Here is a 17,914-nt window from a genome sequence, read left to right as displayed (position 1 = left end):
TATTTATTTACATGTTCAAATATTTGGCACTTAAGTTGATATATAATGTCAAGTTACTGTGACAAAATGAAAGGCGAAAAAATGCGCCCCTTTTCGAGAAGAGAATTTATAAAAATCAGCGGTCTGGGTTTAGGCGGGTTAGCCGTTAGCGGCGGAATGATCGGTGCCGTTTCGGACAGCCTCGGCGGCAAAGTGGCTGTGAACGCGGCAAATGCCGTTGTTGATGGCGTGCAGCGGCTTGCGCCCACTGTTTGCGAAATCTGTTTTTGGAAATGTGCCGGCTGGGTTTACGCGCTGGATGGCAAACCGTGGAAAATCACCGGGAATCCCGAAGACCCGAACTGCAACGGGCGGCTTTGTCCGCGCGGTACCGGCGGATTGGGTGCATATCTGGATGACGAACGGCTGAAAACGCCGCTCATCCGCGATGTGGTGAACGGCAAACAAACCTTCCGCGAAGCCACATGGGACGAAGCGCTGGAAGTTATCGCCCAAAAAATGAAAAAAATCGCCGAAGAACACGGTCCGGAATGCGTGGCGCTGTTTACTCACGGCTCCGGCGGCGACTGGCTGAAGCACCTGCTCCGCGCATACGGCTCGAACAACGTGACTGCGCCATCGTATGCGCAATGCCGCGGTCCGCGCGAGGAAGCCTATATGCTCACTTTCGGCGAAGTGGTATCTTCGCCGGAGCGGACGGACATCCGCAACAGCAAATGTATCGTGCTGATCGGCAGCCATCTCGGCGAGAACATGCACAACACGCAGGTGCAGGAATTTGCCGAAGCTGTCGGCAACGGCGCAACGGTTATCACGGTTGATCCGCGCTATTCCACCGCTGCCGGAAAATCCAAATACTGGCTGCCCATTCGCCCGGCAACGGATCTGGCGTTGATGCTGGCCTGGATTCACGTGATCATCAACGAAGAATTATACGACAAGGCATACGTCGAACAAAATACAGTCGGGTTCGAGGAACTGAAAGCCGCGGTTGCGGAAAATACGCCGGAATGGGCGTATCCGATCACTACCATTAAACCGGATGTGATTCGCGAAACCGCGCGGGAAATGGCCCATCACAAACCGGCGACACTCATTCACCCCGGACGCCACGTGACCTGGTACGGCGACGATACCCAACGCGTTCGCGCCGGTGCGATTCTCAACGCACTGCTGGGCAGTTGGGGGCGTCGCGGCGGGTTTTATTATCCGAATAAAGCCAGCATTCCGAAATACAAATATCCCAAATATCCGGAATATCGCCGCGACTGGCGCGATGCGCTGAACGGCGAATTCCCGCTTGCGAGTCTGGCGCTGGCCAGCGGCATCTGCGATGCGACAATTCCCACCGGTCGCAACGGCTGCAATTTTAAAGGATGGATCGTTTACGGTACCAATTTGCTGCTCACGCTGCCGCAACCGAAAAAGACCATCGAGGCGATCCAGAATCTCGATTTGCTGGTTGCCATCGACCTGATGCCGGCGGAAATCACCGGATACGCGGATGTGGTGCTGCCGGAATGTTCCTATCTGGAACGCTACGACGATCTGCGGATTTCCCCCGGACGCGTGCCAACCATCGCGCTGCGCGCACCGGCGTTCGAGCCGCGTTTCAATTCCAAACCCGGCTGGTGGATCACCCGCGAATTGGGGCTAAAGCTCGGACTCGGCGAATATTTCCCGTGGGAAAACATCGAAGATTATCTCGATGACCAGTTGAAATCGATTGGTTCCAGCCTCGCGGAAATGAAGGAAAAAGGCGTGCTCACCCTGCCGAATCGCTATCCGCTGTATTTTGAAGACGGCATTGCGCCGGAATTCAACACGCCGAGCGGTAAAATCGAGCTGGCATCCGAAACGCTGCGGGCATACGGATTCGATGCCGTTCCGAAATACACCCATCACGAAGAGCCGCCGAACGGCTACTTCCGGCTGCTTTACGGTCGCGCACCGATGCACACTTTCGGGCGAACAACCAACAATCCGCTGCTCGCCGAACTGATGCCGGAAAACGAGGTGTGGATCAACACGGATGTCGCCAAATTATACGGCATCAAAAACGGGGAATACGTGGTTCTGGTAAACCAGGACGGTGTGAAAACCAACAAGGTCCGCGCGAAAGTAACCGAGCGCATCCGCCACGATTGCGTGTACATGGTGCATGGTTTTGGGCACAGTGACAAACGCATGAAGCGATCCTACCTGCGCGGCGCGAACGATAACGACCTCATCACAAAAATCAAGGTTGACCCGATTATGGGCGGCACCGGCATGCGCGGCAATTTTGTGACATTCGAACGGGCAACGCAGCAGGTTGCGGATACGGAAGGGGTGGCATAATGGCACGATATGCAATGGTGATCGATACCAAACGATGCGTCGGCTGCGCCGATTGCGTGGTTGCCTGCAAAACCGAAAATCAGGTGCCGGAAGGCTACTGCCGCGACTGGATTGTGGAAGATGTGAACGGCGCATTCCCGAATTTGCACATGGAAATCCGCAGCGAACGCTGCAATCACTGTGAAAATCCGCCCTGCGTGCGATGCTGCCCGACCGGCGCCAGCTTTGTGGAAACCGGCGGCGTGGTGCTCGTGAAACACGATTTGTGCACCGGCTGCAAAGCCTGCATCGCTTCCTGCCCGTATGATGCGCGATACGTTCACCCGGAAGGTTATGTGGACAAATGCACCTTCTGTTTTCACCGCGTACGGGAAGGGCTGAAACCAGCGTGCGTATCGGTTTGCCCGACGCACTGCATGCACTTCGGCGATCTGGACGATCCGGACAGCGATGTGAGTAAGCTGTTGAAATCGCGACACCATCACTCGCTGCTGCCGGAAGCGGGCACACGCCCGAAAGTGTTTTACCTGACGTAAGGGCAAACACCGGTTGCTTGAACCAGATAATTTAACTATTCAAGATTAACCGCAGAGGGCGCAAAGAGCGCAGAGTTCACAAATGAAACTATAAAATATTGAACACAAGGTTTCCATTATTACAGAATGTTTGAATCGTTTTCCTTAAAGATGACTTTTTATTCTCTGTGTTCTCAGCGATCTCTGCGGTTAAAAAAACGATGTTACAGATTTACAAAACACCAATTTAAAGGAGCGCAACCATGCGCGAAGTAACCATCACCAGCGGACGCAACATGGCGCACATCGATCCGCACCTGACCATCTGGGGTTGGGAAATTCCCGTTTACCTCTTTCTGGGCGGGCTGGTTGCGGGCATCCTCTTTTTCTCCGCAACGCTCTATTTGCTCGGCAAAGAGAAGGAATATCCGACCATCGTGCGGTTCACGCCCATCCTCGCGCCGGTTTTGTTGGGATTGGGATTGTTTGCCTTATTTCTGGATCTGGAATACAAGCTGCACGTGTTCCGGTTTTACACGAATCTCAATTTATCCTCGCCGATGTCCTGGGGTTCGTGGACGCTCGCCGCGATTTTCCCGTTGAGCCTGGTTTGGGTGCTCATCCATTGGGATGCGGCGGTGCCAAATTATCCGCTGCCCTTTCCGTTGCTCAAAAAATGGGTGGATTATTTTCGCCAATACGCAAAAACGATTGCCGGATTGCTGGTGTTTTTTGCGGTGCTGTTGGGCATGTACACCGGTATTTTACTCAGCGCTTTCAACGCCCGACCGGTGTGGAACAGCGCGATTTTGGGACCGCTGTTTCTGGTTTCCGGGCTTTCCACCGGATTGGCGCTCAACCTTATTTTTGCCAAGTCTTCCGCTGAAAAACACCTGCTCGGTCGAATGGATGTCATCGCCATCGGCGTGGAATTATTTTTGATTGTGCACCTGTTTATGGGATTTTTGGCGTCCACCGAAATCCATATTCAGGCGGCGGGATTGTTCCTCGGCGGGGCGTACACGTCACAATTCTGGATTTTTGTGGTTGGCATCGGGCTGATTCTCCCGGCGTTGATGGAATTGTTTGAACTGAACGGCAAAGCGGCGTCATCCAAAATTCCCGCGTATCTGGTGCTGTTCGGCGGGCTGATGCTCCGTTTCATCATCGTCGAAGCCGGACAAATCAGCGGGTGGTGATTTTTGAAGGAAAAAGGATAAAAGATTAAAAGTAACAATTTGGTTGTTTGAAAATGCAAATGAATTCAAACCACCTGTGTTCAAAAGAAACAAATGTTTAGCCAAGGTTTTTTAATTCAGAAAATAAGCTTTTGCAACTGTTAACAAAGGAAATCATCATGGATTCCAACAACAAATACTGGTCACCTTACCTCGCAGGGTTTTTACTCGGGTTGCTGCTGTTGGCGACCTTCGTGATCATGGGGCGCGGTTTGGGCGCATCCGGCGCAATGATGCGCGGAGTCACCTACGCAGTTGATACCGTCAGTCCCGCGCATGTGGATGCCAATCCCTACTTCGCCAAATATGCTGGCGGCGACAAAAATCCGCTCGATGACTGGCTGGTGTTCGAAGCGCTTGGCGTTATTTTTGGCGGGTTGCTCTCCGGTTTTATGGCGAAACGGCTGCGTTTCAAAACCGATCGCGGTCCGCGAATTTCCACTGGTGGACGGCTGGCTTTTGCCGTACTCGGCGGCGGTTTGATGGGCTTTGGCGCGCGAATGGCGCTCGGCTGTACCAGCGGCATGGCGCTCAGCGGCGGCGCAACGTTGGCTGCCGGTAGTTGGGCGTTTATGATGATCATGTTCGCCGGAGCATACGGCGTGGCTTACTTTTTCCGCAAACAGTGGATATAGGGGGAAACAATGGACGCACCATTTTACAAATACGGACTTTTCGGCTACGAAACCAGTTTGGTTGTCGCTTTTGTGATCGGCATTTTGTTTGGCTTTATTTTGGAACGCGCCGGATTCGGCAGTTCCATAAAATTGGCGATGCAGTTTTACCTGCGCGATATGACCGTGCTCAAAGTGATGTTCACCGCCATCGTCACCGCGATGGTCGGGTTGCTCTACCTCAATCTCGCTGATGTGCTCGATCTCTCGCTCGTTTACCTCAACCCGACATTCCTCTATCCGCAACTGCTTGGCGGCGTGATCATGGGCGTCGGTTTTGTGGTTGGCGGCTATTGCCCGGGCACATCGCTGGTTGCCAGCGCCACCGGCAAAATTGACGGCATGTTTTACGTGCTTGGCGCGTTGCTCGGCATGTTTATCTACGGCGAAGCCTATCCGCTGTTTGCGGATTTCGCCACCAGCGGCGCGATGGGACGCTACACCCTCAGCGATTGGCTGGGCGTTCGTCCCGGCGTTGTGGCGTTCGGTGTTATTTTGATGGCGCTCGGCATGTTCTGGGGCGCGGAATTTCTCGAGAAAAAATTCGGTGTTCCTGCGGAAACTGAACCGGAAAAACCGGAAATCCCGGCAAATGGCGCGAATGCTTTCACCATGCCTTCTATCGAAAAATTGAAAGTCTGAAGTGAAAGATAAAAAAAGAATAAACAAATGGTTGTGAGATGAATATAAAATCGTTTATCAATGCAAAAATGGCGGTTGTGCTGCTGTTGGTGCTCGGTGCGTTACTGGTGCTTTCGCCGGCAGGATTGCGCAAGGCAAATACGTTGTCGCATGCGGAACTGGTTGCATCCATCACCAGCCAAACGGCGTTTGTTTCGGCGGAAGATGTCGCCACGTGGCTCATCGATAAGCGCCCGGATGTGCTGGTTGTCGATTTGCGTCCGGCGGACGAATACGGCGAATATCACCTTCCCGGCGCGATTAATTTGCCGCTGGCATCGCTGTTCGATGCGGAAAATCTCGACCAACTGTCGCCGGATTACCAGATCGTCCTCTATTCCAACGGCAGTGTTTACGCCGCACAGGCGTGGGTGATGCTGCAGCAACTCGGCATCGATGCTTATGTGATGTCCGGCGGGTTGAATTACTGGGCGAAAGCCATTTTGCATCCAGAACAACCGAACGATCTGGCGGCAAATCCGGAGGTGCTGCAATACCAGTTCCGGAAAGCGGCATCGGGATTTTTCAACGGTGGCGGCATCGATGTGTCAAAAGATGATGCGTCAAAACAAGCCACACCGCCGGTCGCCACGCCGCCCAAACGCCCGCGCCGCAAAAAGGCGGAAGAAGGATGTTAACGCGAAAATCCCGCATCGCACTGGCAATTTTGGGCAGCTTGCTGCTGATCGGCTGCGAAAATCCTTCGCCATCCGGCGAAAATATTTACGATGTAACGGCACAGCCCATTTCTCGCCCGGTCGAATTTTCGATGGCGGAAATGGGCGAACTGGCGCTGGAACGCCGCGAATACACGGTTGCCAGGTATTATCTGGAACGCGCGGTTGCGCTCGAACCGGACAATATTGAATCGTGGTATAAACTCGGGCTGGTTGAATATCAGCTCGAAAATGGTGATGCCGCCATCGCCGCGCTGGAAAATGCAGCATACAAACACGCTGCCCAAAACGATTCCATCGCGATGGATGCGCTGCTTAAGCTTGCCGAAGTGACCACCCGTTACGATCAACTGGAAAAATCCCGACTGGCATTTGAGCTGGCGCTCAAAAAAGAAACCCGCGAAACGCAATTGCTATGGGTGCGTAACCAATTGGCAGAGCTGGATTTAACGGAAGGGAAGCCGGTTGATGACGGCAACTATATTTTCAACAAAAACGGCGAAGTCATCGGCGGAGTGGGTCCCGGCGACATGCGCACCAACCGCAATTTCGAAATTGCCCGCCACACGCAGGATGTCCGCAAAAAAGAAATGTATTTCAAAAAAGCGATAGAAAGCGATCCGGGCATGCACCAATCTTATTTTAACGTTGGGCTCGCGCTGGTGCAGCAGGAACGCTTTGCGGAAGCAATCCCGTATTTTGAGTTATCAAACAAGGTTTGGCAGGAACGAACGGATATCAATCCGGAGGGAAAAAAGAAAGCCCAGCGCATACGCATTTTTGGGCTATTGCGCCACAAAACCGGCGATGCAGCCCGCGGATTGCAGCTCTGCGAAAAAGCCCTTCAGCTCGACCAGGGTTATTTTTATGCACATTTGTATCGTGCACATTCGTTGCTGGCGTTGAATCGTGCATCGGAAGCACTGATATTTTGCGAAAATTACTCACCGAAAACCCGGATGACAGCGAAGTTCTTGCGCTGTTGAAACATGCAAACCAATAGTTTTCCGGCGTGCAGCTATCGACAAAATGAAATCTATCTGTAAAAAGAGTTTACAACTTCTCGCCACGGCATCGCCAAAAATCGTCAAAAAAAATAAATACCCCATCCTGAAAATTAACCGATTGTTAAGTCTTTCCGTGCTGCCGTAATCGAAATCGTGATACCCGCGATGACATCCACCAACGCCATCATTGTCAAAAAAATAAACGGCGCTCGTCCCATCTGATGTGGAAAAATTAGTAGTTCGCCCAAAAAAACGATCAGCACAAATGTGGACATAATATGCTCGAAAATCGAAATGTTACTCGCGTTGGTCGCTTTCACTAACTCAATAAATAACAACACTAAACCGAACAAAACCAGTCCGTCTTCCAGGGTAAATGCCATTGCAGCGCCATCCGGTAACGGCAATACCACATAGCTCTCAAACCATGGTGTACCACTATAAAATTCAGCGAACGCAAATAACGTATACAGGACAAGAGTAATGCCTAATAGTGGAAATGATCTTGCCAGATTCATGGAATCTCTCCTCTATTTTAGTCCCTTTTCTTGATTAATTATGCGAATTCAATGCCACAATTGAACCCGCACCCTCACCGTTATTTTTTACGGTTGCACTTATTCGCGCCCGTTTCAGATGCAGGTTACCGCCGGCAGTTGTTAATGCTTTTTTAAAAAATCTGGAATCGCGTTCGCAAGTGTTGAAATATTATTTTCGAAGTCGTATCTCCTAATTTAACCTGTAAAATTGGTGCAATGTTCCGCAGTAATTGCACGATTTTTGTATAATATTCCAATTGCGATAAATTTTTTTGAGTGAAAATAACAAGTTGGAAATTCTGTTGTCCGTTCTGCCAATAGCTTGCAACGCAGCAAACACCATTTCTGTTGTGATTTTTGGGGAGAATACCGTAAATTACGGGTCAAATTTTTGGAAATGGCAGAAAAGAAGGTGTTGGAGCATGGTTCGGTTGGCCGTAAAAGCGGGTAAATCGATTCTCGAAAATATTCACAGTGCGGCCAAAGAATTTGGTGTAGAAGCATACGCCGTCGGCGGATATGTGCGCGATCTGTTTCTTGGGAATGAGCAAACCGATATCGATTTTGTGATTGTCGGTGATGCCGTGGGTTTTGCGCGATTTTTCAAAAAGCAATTTCGCGGGAGCGAGGTTGTGGTTTTCCCGAAATTCGGCACAGCGATGTTGAATCACAACAACTGGCGGCTGGAATTTGTTGCCGCACGAGAAGAACATTATGTCGCCGATTCCCGGAATCCCGAAGTGAAACGGGCAGATTTGCATTCGGATTTAACCCGGCGCGATTTTACCATAAATTGTTTGGCGATGCACATTTCGCCCGAACAATTTGGCGAAGTGATCGACATTTTTGGCGGCATCGCCGATATGGAACGCAGGGTGTTGCGCACGCCGCTGGATCCGCATGTCACGTTTTCGGATGATCCGCTGCGCATTATGCGGGCAATCCGCTTTGCCGCTACGTTGCAATTTGATATCGATCCGGCAACTTACCGGGGCATTTGCGAAACGCGCGAACGCCTGCGGATTATTTCGCAGGAGCGCATCACCGAAGAATTTCGGAAAATGTTGCTGGCGAAGGAACCTTCTATCGGGTTGGAGTTGTTAAAAAAATCCGGCGTTGCGGCGATCATTTTTCCGGAACTGGAGCAGCTTGCGGGCGTGGAACAACGGCAGGAATATCATCATAAAGATGTGTTTTATCACACGTTACAGGTTGTGGACAACATCAGCCAAAACACAGATGAGTTCGAGCTGCGCATGGCTGCGCTGATGCACGACATCGCCAAACCGCAAACCAAACGCTTTGCGGAAGGCACCGGCTGGACCTTTCACGGACACGAGGAATTGGGTGCGCGGATGGTGGAACGCATTGGTCGGCGCATGAAATTGTCCGTTAATTCCATCAAAAAAATAAAAAAACTGGTGCGCCTGCACATGCGACCGTCCCAATTGGTGGAAGATGATGTGACCGACAGCGCCATCCGGCGATTGATGGTGGAAGCCGGCGAGGATATCGACGATTTGATGATGCTGTGCCGGGCGGATATCACTTCAAAAAATCCGCATAAAGTGCGACGCTATCTGACCAATTTTGACCGGGTGGATTCGCGGATAAAAACGGTTGAAGAAAAAGATAAACTGCGCAATTTTAAACCGGCATTCACCGGCGACGACATCATGAAATTGCTGGGCATTCCACCCGGAAAAGTGGTGGGTCAAATTAAGCAGGCAATTGTTGAAGCCATCCTCGATGGCGATGTAGCTAACACGTATGATGAATGCTATGCCTATTTTTTGAAAATAAAAGATAGTTTTTTACAATAAAGATCACGAATTATTTATTGGAAAATGAATAAATATCCAATATATAATGAGGTGTCAGGTGTGCAAAAACCGCAGTGTTTATCAGCAAACAAAAAAATTGCTGAAACAATAGCGCACTAATTTCGTCAACATTCACAGCATGGAAGGATTCTTGAAATGGCTGAGACCAAACGCAAACTTTCGGAATCAGGAGAAAATGTAAACAGCAAAGATCGCGAAGAATTGGAAAATATTCTGGACCACATTGCTGAAGTAGATGAAGATGCCGCAAATTTGGCAGCTTCGGTAATCGAAACGGAAGTATATAAAAAACCCGCAGGTGCGGATAAGCAACCGGAAAGTCTGGACGGAATTCTGGAAATGATTTCGGAATCCGGCAATGCGGGCGATGCGGAAGCGCCGGGGGCAGAGAACCAGTCGTTATCCGTGTGGCAAAAAATTGTTCGTTTTTTTGTTCGCCTGTTCACCGGGCGATCGTGAACTGCCGCAGGATAATTTTGTTTTTTTTGACATAACCGACTCCGGTTTTCTTTTCCATCGTTTATCGAATTGACTGGCATTTTACGGAGCAGTTGCCGAATTTCGGCGGTTAAAACGGGACAACAACAAAATAGATCAAACCGGAGGAAACTATGAAATTATCGTGGAAAACGATTGTATTACTTTGTGCCTTGCTGACCACCGCGGGGTGGAGCCAGCAAAAACTGACCCTGAAAGACTGTATTCGAATTGCCCTGAAACAAAACATCAATATTATTACGAGCGAAAACCTTGCGGAAATCGCAGATAATAATTATCTCAGCAGTTACAGCAACATCCTGCCGTCTGTTTCTACCTCTTTTGATGCATCCAGAAGGACAATCGGTCCCCGTGAAAGTATTGAATTTCAACCTGTCGGGATAGATTCCGCAGGCAATACCATTGTTCAGCGGGTGTCTGTTTTGCAGGATAAAGCCAACCTCAACAGCCACTCATTCAGCCTTTCCGTAAGCCAGAATATTTTTGACGGCGGCGGTTGGTGGAACCGTATTCGTCGCGGCAAAGCCAGCAAAAATGCCGCGTTTCATGGCATGAATGCCCAAATTAACCAAACCATTACCACGGTTGCCCAAAACTATCTCGATCTGCTGAAGCAGGAAAAAATTCTGGAAGTGAACCAGTTGGCTGTTCAGCGCAGCCAGGATAACCTGGACAAAACCCAGAAAATGTTCGAGATCGGCTCGGTTGCCAAAGTGGATGTGTATCGCGCCCGCGTGAATTTGGGTAACGATAGAATTTCGCAGATTTCGCAGCGCAACGCCGTGCACCAGGCGCGCCAACGATTGAATATTTCCCTCGGCAAAGATCCCAACGAACCGTTGGAAATCGAAAAAAATGTGCAGTTCAATTTTGAATTACCGGAGCTTGCCACAATGCTGGAACAGGCAACCGCGGACCAGCCGGAATTGATGCGCCAGCAAATGGATGTTCGCACCGGTGAGCTGGATGTTGCGATCTCCCGCAGCGTGTTTGTGCCCCGCGTATCCGGTTTTTTCAGCTACAACCGCAGCAACAGCGAATTTGAAAAAATTTACAACAATTTTGATCGCAACTGGACAACAGCAGTTGGTGTCAGCGTCGATTTTAATTTGTTCAACGGATTTCAGGATATGGTCAATTACCAGAATGCCAAAATCGATTTGAAAAACAAACGGCTGGCACTGGAAGATTACAAACGCACCCTGAAATCAGATGTTTCCACCCTGTATCAGCGCTATCGCGATTTGCAGGAAATTGTGGAAATCAATCAGCAAAATCTGGAAGCGGCGCGGGAAGAATACCGTTTAGCGGAAGAACGCTACCGGTTGGGGTCGGGAACATCGCTGGATTTGCGCGAAGCACAAGTCAATTTGACGGATGCAGAGCGGATCCTGGTTTCTGCCGAATACGATCAGCTGATCGCATACACCCAGCTTCAGGAAGCTTTGGGCAGCGTCCAGTCGGCGTTGGAAAGACTATAATTATCTGAAGATAAATTTGAAAAAACAGGCATGTTGATTGCGTAAATCAATGTGCCTGTTTTGTTTGTATAGCAAGACATCCAGCCTTTTTCAACGAGCCGGTTGAGCAGGTTTTCGGCATCAAATTCGGAAATATCCGCCGCTGTCGCCGCCTGGAAAATGGTGATTTTGCCACCGCGTTCCCTGCAAAAACGGACCAGCCGTTCTTCCGGTAACATTTTTTGCGGTTTCGCTGTTGCTTTTATCGAAAATTTTAATTTGCCAATCCACATCCGCTGATTGTAAGTGATGCAAGCCAACAACAAAAAGATTCCCAAATATACGCTTTCTACCATGTTCCACCCGTCTTTTATAGATAAGAGTGGAACAAATTGCAAATTTTCTCATTTTTCAAAACAGTATTTTTTGTTTTGCAATTACTAAAACGAGAAAAATGATTCGTTAAAGTCATAGCAAGAACTTGTAAAAAAGTATTATTTCACAAAACAAATCGTTAAATTCTTACGTCTGTCTTTTTTAGTATTGCGTAATTATTCACATTTTTTCGCACAAACAGTACAGGAGGCTCTTGATGAAGTTGCGCTTAATTTTGATTTTAGTAGCGCTGTTGACACTGATGGGCGTCGCGCAGGAAGAAGCACGGCTGTTGCGATTCCCGACGACCAACGGCAAACAGATTGTTTTTACTTATGCGGGTGATTTGTACACCGTTCCGGTATCCGGCGGTGTTGCTCGCAAGCTAACCAATCATGTTGGATATGAAATGTTCGCGCGTTTTTCGCCGGACGGAAAAACCGTTGCTTTCACCGGGCAGTATGACGGTAACACGGAAGTGTTCCAGATTCCCGCGGAAGGCGGCGTTCCCACCCGGCTTACCTTCACGGCAACGCTCAATCGCGATGATATTGCCGACCGGATGGGTCCCAACAACATTGTAATGACGTGGACAAACACCAGCAACGAAGTTGTGTTCCGCTCGCGGATGCGTTCGTACAATTCGTTCAACGGGCAATTGTATGCCGTGAAAACCACTGGCGAGTTGCCGAGAGAATTGCCGCTGCCGCGCGGCGGATTCAGCTCGTTTTCGCCGGACGACAGCAAAATGGCATACAATCGCGTTTTCCGGGAATTCCGTACCTGGAAACGCTACAAAGGCGGCATGGCAGATGACATCTGGATTCTCGATTTCAAATCCGGCGATCTGCAAAACATCACCGAAAACCCCGCACAGGATATTATCCCGATGTGGGCGAACAACGGCAAAATTTATTTCATTTCCGATCGCACCGGACGGATGAACCTGTATTCGTACAACCTCTCCACCAAAGAAACCAAACAGCACACCAACTACACCGATTTCGATATCAAATTTCCGTCGCTCGGACCGGATGCGGTGGTGTACGAACAAGCCGGATACATCCACCGGTTTGATTTGGCGAGCGAAACTTCCGCCAAAGTAGCGATTCAGATTCACGAAGATTTTACCGCCAGTCGCGGCGGATTGGAAGAATTGAGCGACGAAGTTACCAATTACGAAATTGCACCGGATGGTAAACGTGCGTTGTTCGGCGCGCGCGGCGAAGTGCTCACCGTTCCGGCGGAAAACGGCATCACCCGTAACCTCACCCAAACATCCGGCGTTCACGAACGCAATTCCAAATGGTCGCCGGACGGCAAGTGGATCGCCTACATTTCCGATGCTTCCGGTGAAAACGAACTGTGGATTACACCGCAGGATGGCTCGGGCAAAGCCCAGCAAATCACCAGCGGCGCGGATTGCTATTATTATCAAATTTATTGGTCACCGGACAGCAAAAAACTACTTTGGGGCGATAACAAACTGCGCCTGCGCTATGTGGACATTGCCACGAAAAAAGTGACGCTGGTGGATCAGGCGACCGCGTGGGAAATTACCCAATACGCCTGGGCACCGGATGGTTCGTGGATCGCATATACCAAACAAGATCCCGAACGTAACCACGGCATCATCCATTTGTATTCGGTGGCGCAGCAAAAATCGTATCCGGTAACGGACGATTGGTACAGCGCCAACAGCCCCGCGTTCAGCAACGACGGCAAATATTTGCTGTTTGCATCCAGCCGCGATTTCAACCCGATATACAGTTGGACGGAGTGGAACCACGCTTATCAGGATATGGAAAAAGTGTACCTGATGACGCTGGCGAAAGCCACAGATTCGCCGTTCAAACTGAAAAATGACGAAGTTGCGGTGAAAACCGAAGCCGCATCCGGCGACAAAGACAAAAAGAAAGATGACAAAAAAGCCGACGAAAAACCGGCCGGTGTGACCGTTACCGTCGATATCGACGGATTGGCAGACCGCACCATCGCCCTGCCGGTGATGGCGGCGAGCTACGGCAATATTTCCTGCATCGACGGCGTTGTGTATTACAATCGCAACGGCAGCAAGGATGAAAAACCGGTTCTGCTGATGTACGACCTCTCCAAAGAGAAAGAAACCGAACTCGGCAATTACGGCGGATACGAACTTTCTGCTGATCTGAAAAAAATGCTGATCGGCAGCGGCGGCAAATATGCCATCATCGATTTGCCGAAAGGTAAGATCAGTGTTGACAAATATTTAGACCTCTCGAATATGCAGATGGATCTGGATCGCAAAGCCGAATGGAAACAGATTTTTGATGAGGCATGGCGGCAAATGCGCGACTTTTTCTACGCGCCGAACATGCACGGGCTGGACTGGAAAGCGGTTCACGACAAATACGCGCAGCTTGTGCCGTATGCCAATCACCGCAATGATGTGACATACCTGATCGGCGAAATGATCGGTGAACTGAACGTCGGGCACGCCTACATCAACGGCGGCGATCGTCCGCGTCCGGATCGCGTGCGCACCGGTCTGCTCGGTGCCGAACTGGCGAAAGATGCGTCCGGTTATTTCCGTGTCACCAAAATTCTGGACGGCGAAAACTGGGATAAATCCACCCGTTCGCCGCTCACCGAAATTGGCGTGAACGTAAAAGAAGGCGATTTTATTCTGGCAGTGAACGGTGAATCCACCGCAAATATGACCAATATTTATGAATCATTGTTGAACGCTGCGGGCAAAACCGTATCGCTGACGGTGAACAGCAGCGCATCCGCCACCGGCGCGCGCGACGTGCTGGTAACGCCCATCGCGGATGAAGCATCGCTGTATTATTTTAACTGGGTTCGCGAGAACATCGAAAAAGTGGAAAAAGCAACCGGCGGAAAAGTGGGCTATTTGCATATTCCCGATATGGGACCGAACGGATTGAATGAATTTGTGAAACATTTTTATCCTCAAATGCGCAAAAAAGCTTTGATTATCGACGTGCGCGGCAACGGCGGCGGCAACGTTTCGCCGATGCTCATCGAGCGCCTGCGCCGGGAAATCGCAATGGTTGATATGTCCCGCAACACCACTACACGCCCTGATCCGGGCGATATTCACATGGGCCCGATGGTTTGCCTCGTAAACGAATTTTCCGCATCGGACGGTGATTTGTTCCCGTATCGCTTCAAACATTACAAGCTTGGCAAACTGATCGGCAAGCGTAGCTGGGGCGGCGTTGTCGGTATTCGCGGATCGCTGCCGTTTGTGGATGGCGCCGATTTGCGCAAGCCGGAATTCGCGCCTTTTTCATTGGATGGCAAAAACTGGATCATCGAAGGCTATGGCGTCGATCCGGATATTTTCGTGGATAACGACCCCATGAAAGAATACGCCGGCGAAGACCAGCAGCTCAACAAAGCCATCGAAGTCATTCTCGAAGAATTGAAATTACACGATGCAAAACTGCCGGAAATCCCGCCGTATCCGGTGCGTTAAGCTGTTAAAAAACAATATAATTCGTATGAAAAAAGGGATAGCTTGGCTATCCCTTTTTTTTTTGCACGATCTCTGAAAAACTGACCTTTATTTCAAAAAGGTATATTTTTGTATATCTTTTTTTGTTCTGCCTCTTGTTTATTTCGCTCAATGCGCGTAATTTCTGACCAGGCTGCTAAATCCGCAATAGTTCAGGCAACCTGAGAACAAACAAAAGGAGGAATTCCTATGTTGAAGAAAGTTGGTTTGACGGGAATTGTCGTATTTTTGGTGTGGTCTGCGTTGGATTTTGTTATTCATGTTGTCATTTTATCAGATGCATATGAGGCAACCAAGGATATGTGGCGTCCCGAGGTTGAAATGAAAATGGGACTGATGTATTTCGTAACGCTGGTAACCGCACTTACTTTAGTCTATGTGTATTCTGAAATGGTTTCAGTGAAAAGCATGGCAAACGCGCTGAAATATACACTGGTCATCGGATTGGGTATGGCAATGTCTTTTGCTTACGGCTCATATTCCGTGATGGAAATTCCCTACACAATGGCCTTAATCTGGTTTTTGGGCAGCATGGTTGAATATGCGGCTGCCGGCGCCATCATCGGTGCAATGGTGAAAGATTAGCCGTAATCCAATAAATCCAATTTTTTGAAAAAAGCCGGGCGAAATTACCCGGCTTTTTTTATTTTCGCGATCAAATCGCTAACGGCAACAACGATCAACACAACCCACGGGGTACCGTGCATAATAGTGTCCCACCAGTCAAGAAGACTCATCCCCACTCCGCCACCCATTATCCAGCGAATTTTTCCAAAAATATGCGGTTCCGGAGAAAACGGTGCCAGGCCGAGTGTCAGGCATGCGGCTGCAATCATTAGATATTTGTTCATACCAATCCTGAGTGAATTTCAAGTTTTACTATCTCTAAAACATGCTTTCCAGAAAAATTAGATGCGCTTCAAAAATAATAGTTATCCGAATTATTCAAAAACTGTCACATATGTATAAGTTATATATTAGTGTGCTTTCCATGAGCAAAGCAAAAATTAAATTTCAATATGTTGATTAAAGATATTTAAGAACATTACGACATTGAATAACATGTCTCTAAGCGTAGATGTAACAGTGTTAAGTCAATAGAATTGGGGTGTGAAATGAAATGTAAATCGATTAGTACTATCAATATCGATCCGTTCGAAGCCGGATTGGAAATAGGCGAGACATTAAAAAGCATCGCCCCGGAAGCAATCATTTTGCTCGCTTCCGTTCATTATGCGGACTTTACAGAGTTGTATGAAGGAATTTATAGTGGGCTGGAGACAGAAGATGTGCAGATTATCGGTGGTACAGGCGACGGGTTTTACGAAACCAATCGGGTTGAAAATGTCGGTGTCTGCGCGATGGGATTTCATTCTGCCGGTAAAGTAAAATGGCATATGGAAATCGAAAAAAACCTGCAAAACCGTTCTTATGATGCCGGTAAAGCATGCGCAAGTCGCATCCGGAATGCAGTTGGCGACGATGCCCGGTTGGTATTCCTGTTTGCCGGATTGTCTGCAGATGGCACAAAAATGGTAGAAGGTGTTCGCTCTGAACTCTCCATCCCATGTGTCGGCGGACTCACGGGTGATGACCGTAGCTACCAACGTGGTATTGTGCTTGCCAATGGAAAAATGTATGAAGATGCCATCGGGATGTTATGCATGTCCGGCGATTTCCCATTTAAAATAAGCCTGGCAAGTGGTTGGCAACCAATTGGTGAAGCTGCAATTGTAGAAGACTGCGAAGGCAATAAAATCAATAAAATCAGTGGTGTATCCACTGCCGAATTTATCACCAAACAGTTTGGGCAGCCGCCATCTAAAGCAGATTTGGGTGTTATTACACTTGCAGCATACATGGATAAAGAATCAAACGAATTTGTCCAACGTTCCCCATTTAAAATGGATGCGGATACCGGTGCAATTACCTATTTTGGCAGCGTTGATGAGGGAACACCTGTTAAGGTGTGTTATGCAACGCGTGACAATGTGATTAAAGGTGTGAATGAAGCAATAGATAAGATGTCATCGCTTGAGTTTAACCCCACTTGCGCAGTGGTTATCAGTTGTGCCGGGAGAAAATGGATTTTGGGAGACCGAACCCATGAAGAAGTTGAAAAATTATCTGCATTCCTCCCTAAGGATTTACCTTTGGTTGGTTTTCCATCCTACGGCGAAATTGCACCGCTGCAAAAAGATGATGGCACATATTCCGGCTCCTACTTTCACAATGTTACGTACGTTGTTACACTTTTTGGATAAAAAATGAGTTTTTCATATCTATCCACGGTTGAAAATCCGCCGGTTCCTTTTGTTTTCAAACCGAACCTTACCCAAACCGATCTTCGGCGAAAAATATTTGCCGTATTCACCGGAGACTTGGAAGAGTTCAAACAATCTTTCGGTGAAATACTTGATCGAACCGCCGGAGTTATTGTTTCGATTGGGCCGAGCTATGCCTTTAGCCAACTGGCTACGTTGGTTTGGCATTTGCAAGTTCCGAACGCGACACAATACCAGGATGTCCTTTTATCCCATTTGACA

Annotated in this window: 17 protein-coding genes; 13 read left to right on the top strand and 4 right to left on the bottom strand. The window is 49.0% G+C overall.

Annotation, left to right across the window (positions count from 1 at the left end):
• The first annotated feature begins 81 nt into the window (after nucleotides 1–81).
• The 7 genes from H6629_06110 (at nucleotide 82) to H6629_06080 (ending at nucleotide 7,111) form a co-directional block, all read left to right on the top strand.
• On the top strand, nucleotides 82–2,340 hold the full coding sequence (locus H6629_06110; GenBank protein MCB9067365.1) for a molybdopterin-dependent oxidoreductase: 2,259 nt from the start codon (nucleotides 82–84) through the stop codon (nucleotides 2,338–2,340).
• Nucleotides 2,340–2,876, top strand: a complete 537-nt coding sequence (locus tag H6629_06105) for a 4Fe-4S dicluster domain-containing protein (GenBank protein MCB9067364.1) — start codon at nucleotides 2,340–2,342, stop codon at nucleotides 2,874–2,876. Before H6629_06110 ends, H6629_06105 begins: the two co-directional genes overlap by 1 nt.
• Nucleotides 2,877–3,118: 242 nt before the next feature.
• On the top strand, nucleotides 3,119–4,054 hold the full coding sequence (nrfD, locus tag H6629_06100; GenBank protein ID MCB9067363.1) for a polysulfide reductase NrfD: 936 nt from the start codon (nucleotides 3,119–3,121) through the stop codon (nucleotides 4,052–4,054).
• 158 nt (nucleotides 4,055–4,212) lie between these two features.
• Complete coding sequence (locus tag H6629_06095) at nucleotides 4,213–4,728, top strand: YeeE/YedE family protein (protein MCB9067362.1); 516 nt, start codon at nucleotides 4,213–4,215, stop codon at nucleotides 4,726–4,728.
• 9 nt (nucleotides 4,729–4,737) lie between these two features.
• Nucleotides 4,738–5,409, top strand: a complete 672-nt coding sequence (locus H6629_06090) for a YeeE/YedE family protein (protein ID MCB9067361.1) — start codon at nucleotides 4,738–4,740, stop codon at nucleotides 5,407–5,409.
• A gap of 38 nt (nucleotides 5,410–5,447) precedes the next feature.
• Nucleotides 5,448–6,086, top strand: a complete 639-nt coding sequence (locus H6629_06085) for a rhodanese-like domain-containing protein (GenBank protein MCB9067360.1) — start codon at nucleotides 5,448–5,450, stop codon at nucleotides 6,084–6,086.
• Complete coding sequence (locus tag H6629_06080; protein ID MCB9067359.1) at nucleotides 6,080–7,111, top strand: tetratricopeptide repeat protein; 1,032 nt, start codon at nucleotides 6,080–6,082, stop codon at nucleotides 7,109–7,111. The genes H6629_06085 and H6629_06080 overlap by 7 nt, the downstream gene beginning before the upstream one ends.
• A 131-nt stretch (nucleotides 7,112–7,242) precedes the next feature.
• Here H6629_06080 and H6629_06075 read toward each other — a convergent pair whose 3' ends face one another.
• A complete protein-coding gene (locus tag H6629_06075; GenBank protein ID MCB9067358.1) occupies nucleotides 7,243–7,650 on the bottom strand; it encodes a hypothetical protein in 408 nt (135 codons plus the stop codon).
• Nucleotides 7,651–8,093: 443 nt separating this feature from the next.
• Here H6629_06075 and H6629_06070 point away from each other — a divergent pair, with 443 nt between their 5' ends.
• From H6629_06070 to H6629_06060, 3 genes are all read left to right on the top strand, one after another.
• Nucleotides 8,094–9,494 (top strand): HD domain-containing protein, encoded by a 1,401-nt coding sequence (locus H6629_06070; GenBank protein MCB9067357.1) that lies wholly within the window; start codon nucleotides 8,094–8,096, stop codon nucleotides 9,492–9,494.
• Nucleotides 9,495–9,650: 156 nt separating this feature from the next.
• Nucleotides 9,651–9,974 (top strand): hypothetical protein, encoded by a 324-nt coding sequence (locus tag H6629_06065; protein MCB9067356.1) that lies wholly within the window; start codon nucleotides 9,651–9,653, stop codon nucleotides 9,972–9,974.
• 152 nt (nucleotides 9,975–10,126) lie between these two features.
• Nucleotides 10,127–11,494: a TolC family protein gene (locus H6629_06060; protein MCB9067355.1), complete on the top strand. Its 1,368-nt coding sequence runs from the start codon at nucleotides 10,127–10,129 to the stop codon at nucleotides 11,492–11,494.
• On the opposite strand, the gene H6629_06055 is transcribed toward H6629_06060, so the two are convergent.
• Nucleotides 11,449–11,829, bottom strand: coding sequence for a hypothetical protein (locus tag H6629_06055; GenBank protein ID MCB9067354.1), 381 nt, complete (start codon nucleotides 11,827–11,829; stop codon nucleotides 11,449–11,451). The two genes, H6629_06060 and H6629_06055, sit on opposite strands and share 46 nt — an antisense overlap.
• Before the next feature lie 236 nt (nucleotides 11,830–12,065).
• Between H6629_06055 and H6629_06050 the strand changes: the two genes are divergently transcribed.
• Both H6629_06050 and H6629_06045 read left to right on the top strand, forming a co-directional pair.
• Nucleotides 12,066–15,329 (top strand): PD40 domain-containing protein, encoded by a 3,264-nt coding sequence (locus H6629_06050; GenBank protein MCB9067353.1) that lies wholly within the window; start codon nucleotides 12,066–12,068, stop codon nucleotides 15,327–15,329.
• A gap of 228 nt (nucleotides 15,330–15,557) precedes the next feature.
• Nucleotides 15,558–15,953, top strand: coding sequence for a hypothetical protein (locus H6629_06045; GenBank protein MCB9067352.1), 396 nt, complete (start codon nucleotides 15,558–15,560; stop codon nucleotides 15,951–15,953).
• Nucleotides 15,954–15,997: 44 nt separating this feature from the next.
• On the opposite strand, the gene H6629_06040 is transcribed toward H6629_06045, so the two are convergent.
• Nucleotides 15,998–16,219 carry a hypothetical protein gene (locus tag H6629_06040; GenBank protein ID MCB9067351.1) on the bottom strand — a complete coding sequence of 74 codons (222 nt, stop codon included), beginning with the start codon at nucleotides 16,217–16,219 and terminating at the stop codon, nucleotides 15,998–16,000.
• A 264-nt stretch (nucleotides 16,220–16,483) separates the two neighbouring features.
• Here H6629_06040 and H6629_06035 point away from each other — a divergent pair, with 264 nt between their 5' ends.
• Nucleotides 16,484–17,632, top strand: a complete 1,149-nt coding sequence (locus H6629_06035) for an FIST C-terminal domain-containing protein (protein ID MCB9067350.1) — start codon at nucleotides 16,484–16,486, stop codon at nucleotides 17,630–17,632.
• An 18-nt stretch (nucleotides 17,633–17,650) separates the two neighbouring features.
• Here H6629_06035 and H6629_06030 read toward each other — a convergent pair whose 3' ends face one another.
• Nucleotides 17,651–17,860, bottom strand: coding sequence for a hypothetical protein (locus tag H6629_06030; GenBank protein ID MCB9067349.1), 210 nt, complete (start codon nucleotides 17,858–17,860; stop codon nucleotides 17,651–17,653).
• Between the last annotated feature and the right edge of the window lie 54 nt (nucleotides 17,861–17,914).

The sequence above is a fragment of the Calditrichia bacterium genome, assembly GCA_020634975.1.
Taxonomy (GTDB): Bacteria; Calditrichota; Calditrichia; order RBG-13-44-9; family J075; genus JACKAQ01.
This window is presented reverse-complemented; position numbering and strand designations above follow the sequence as displayed.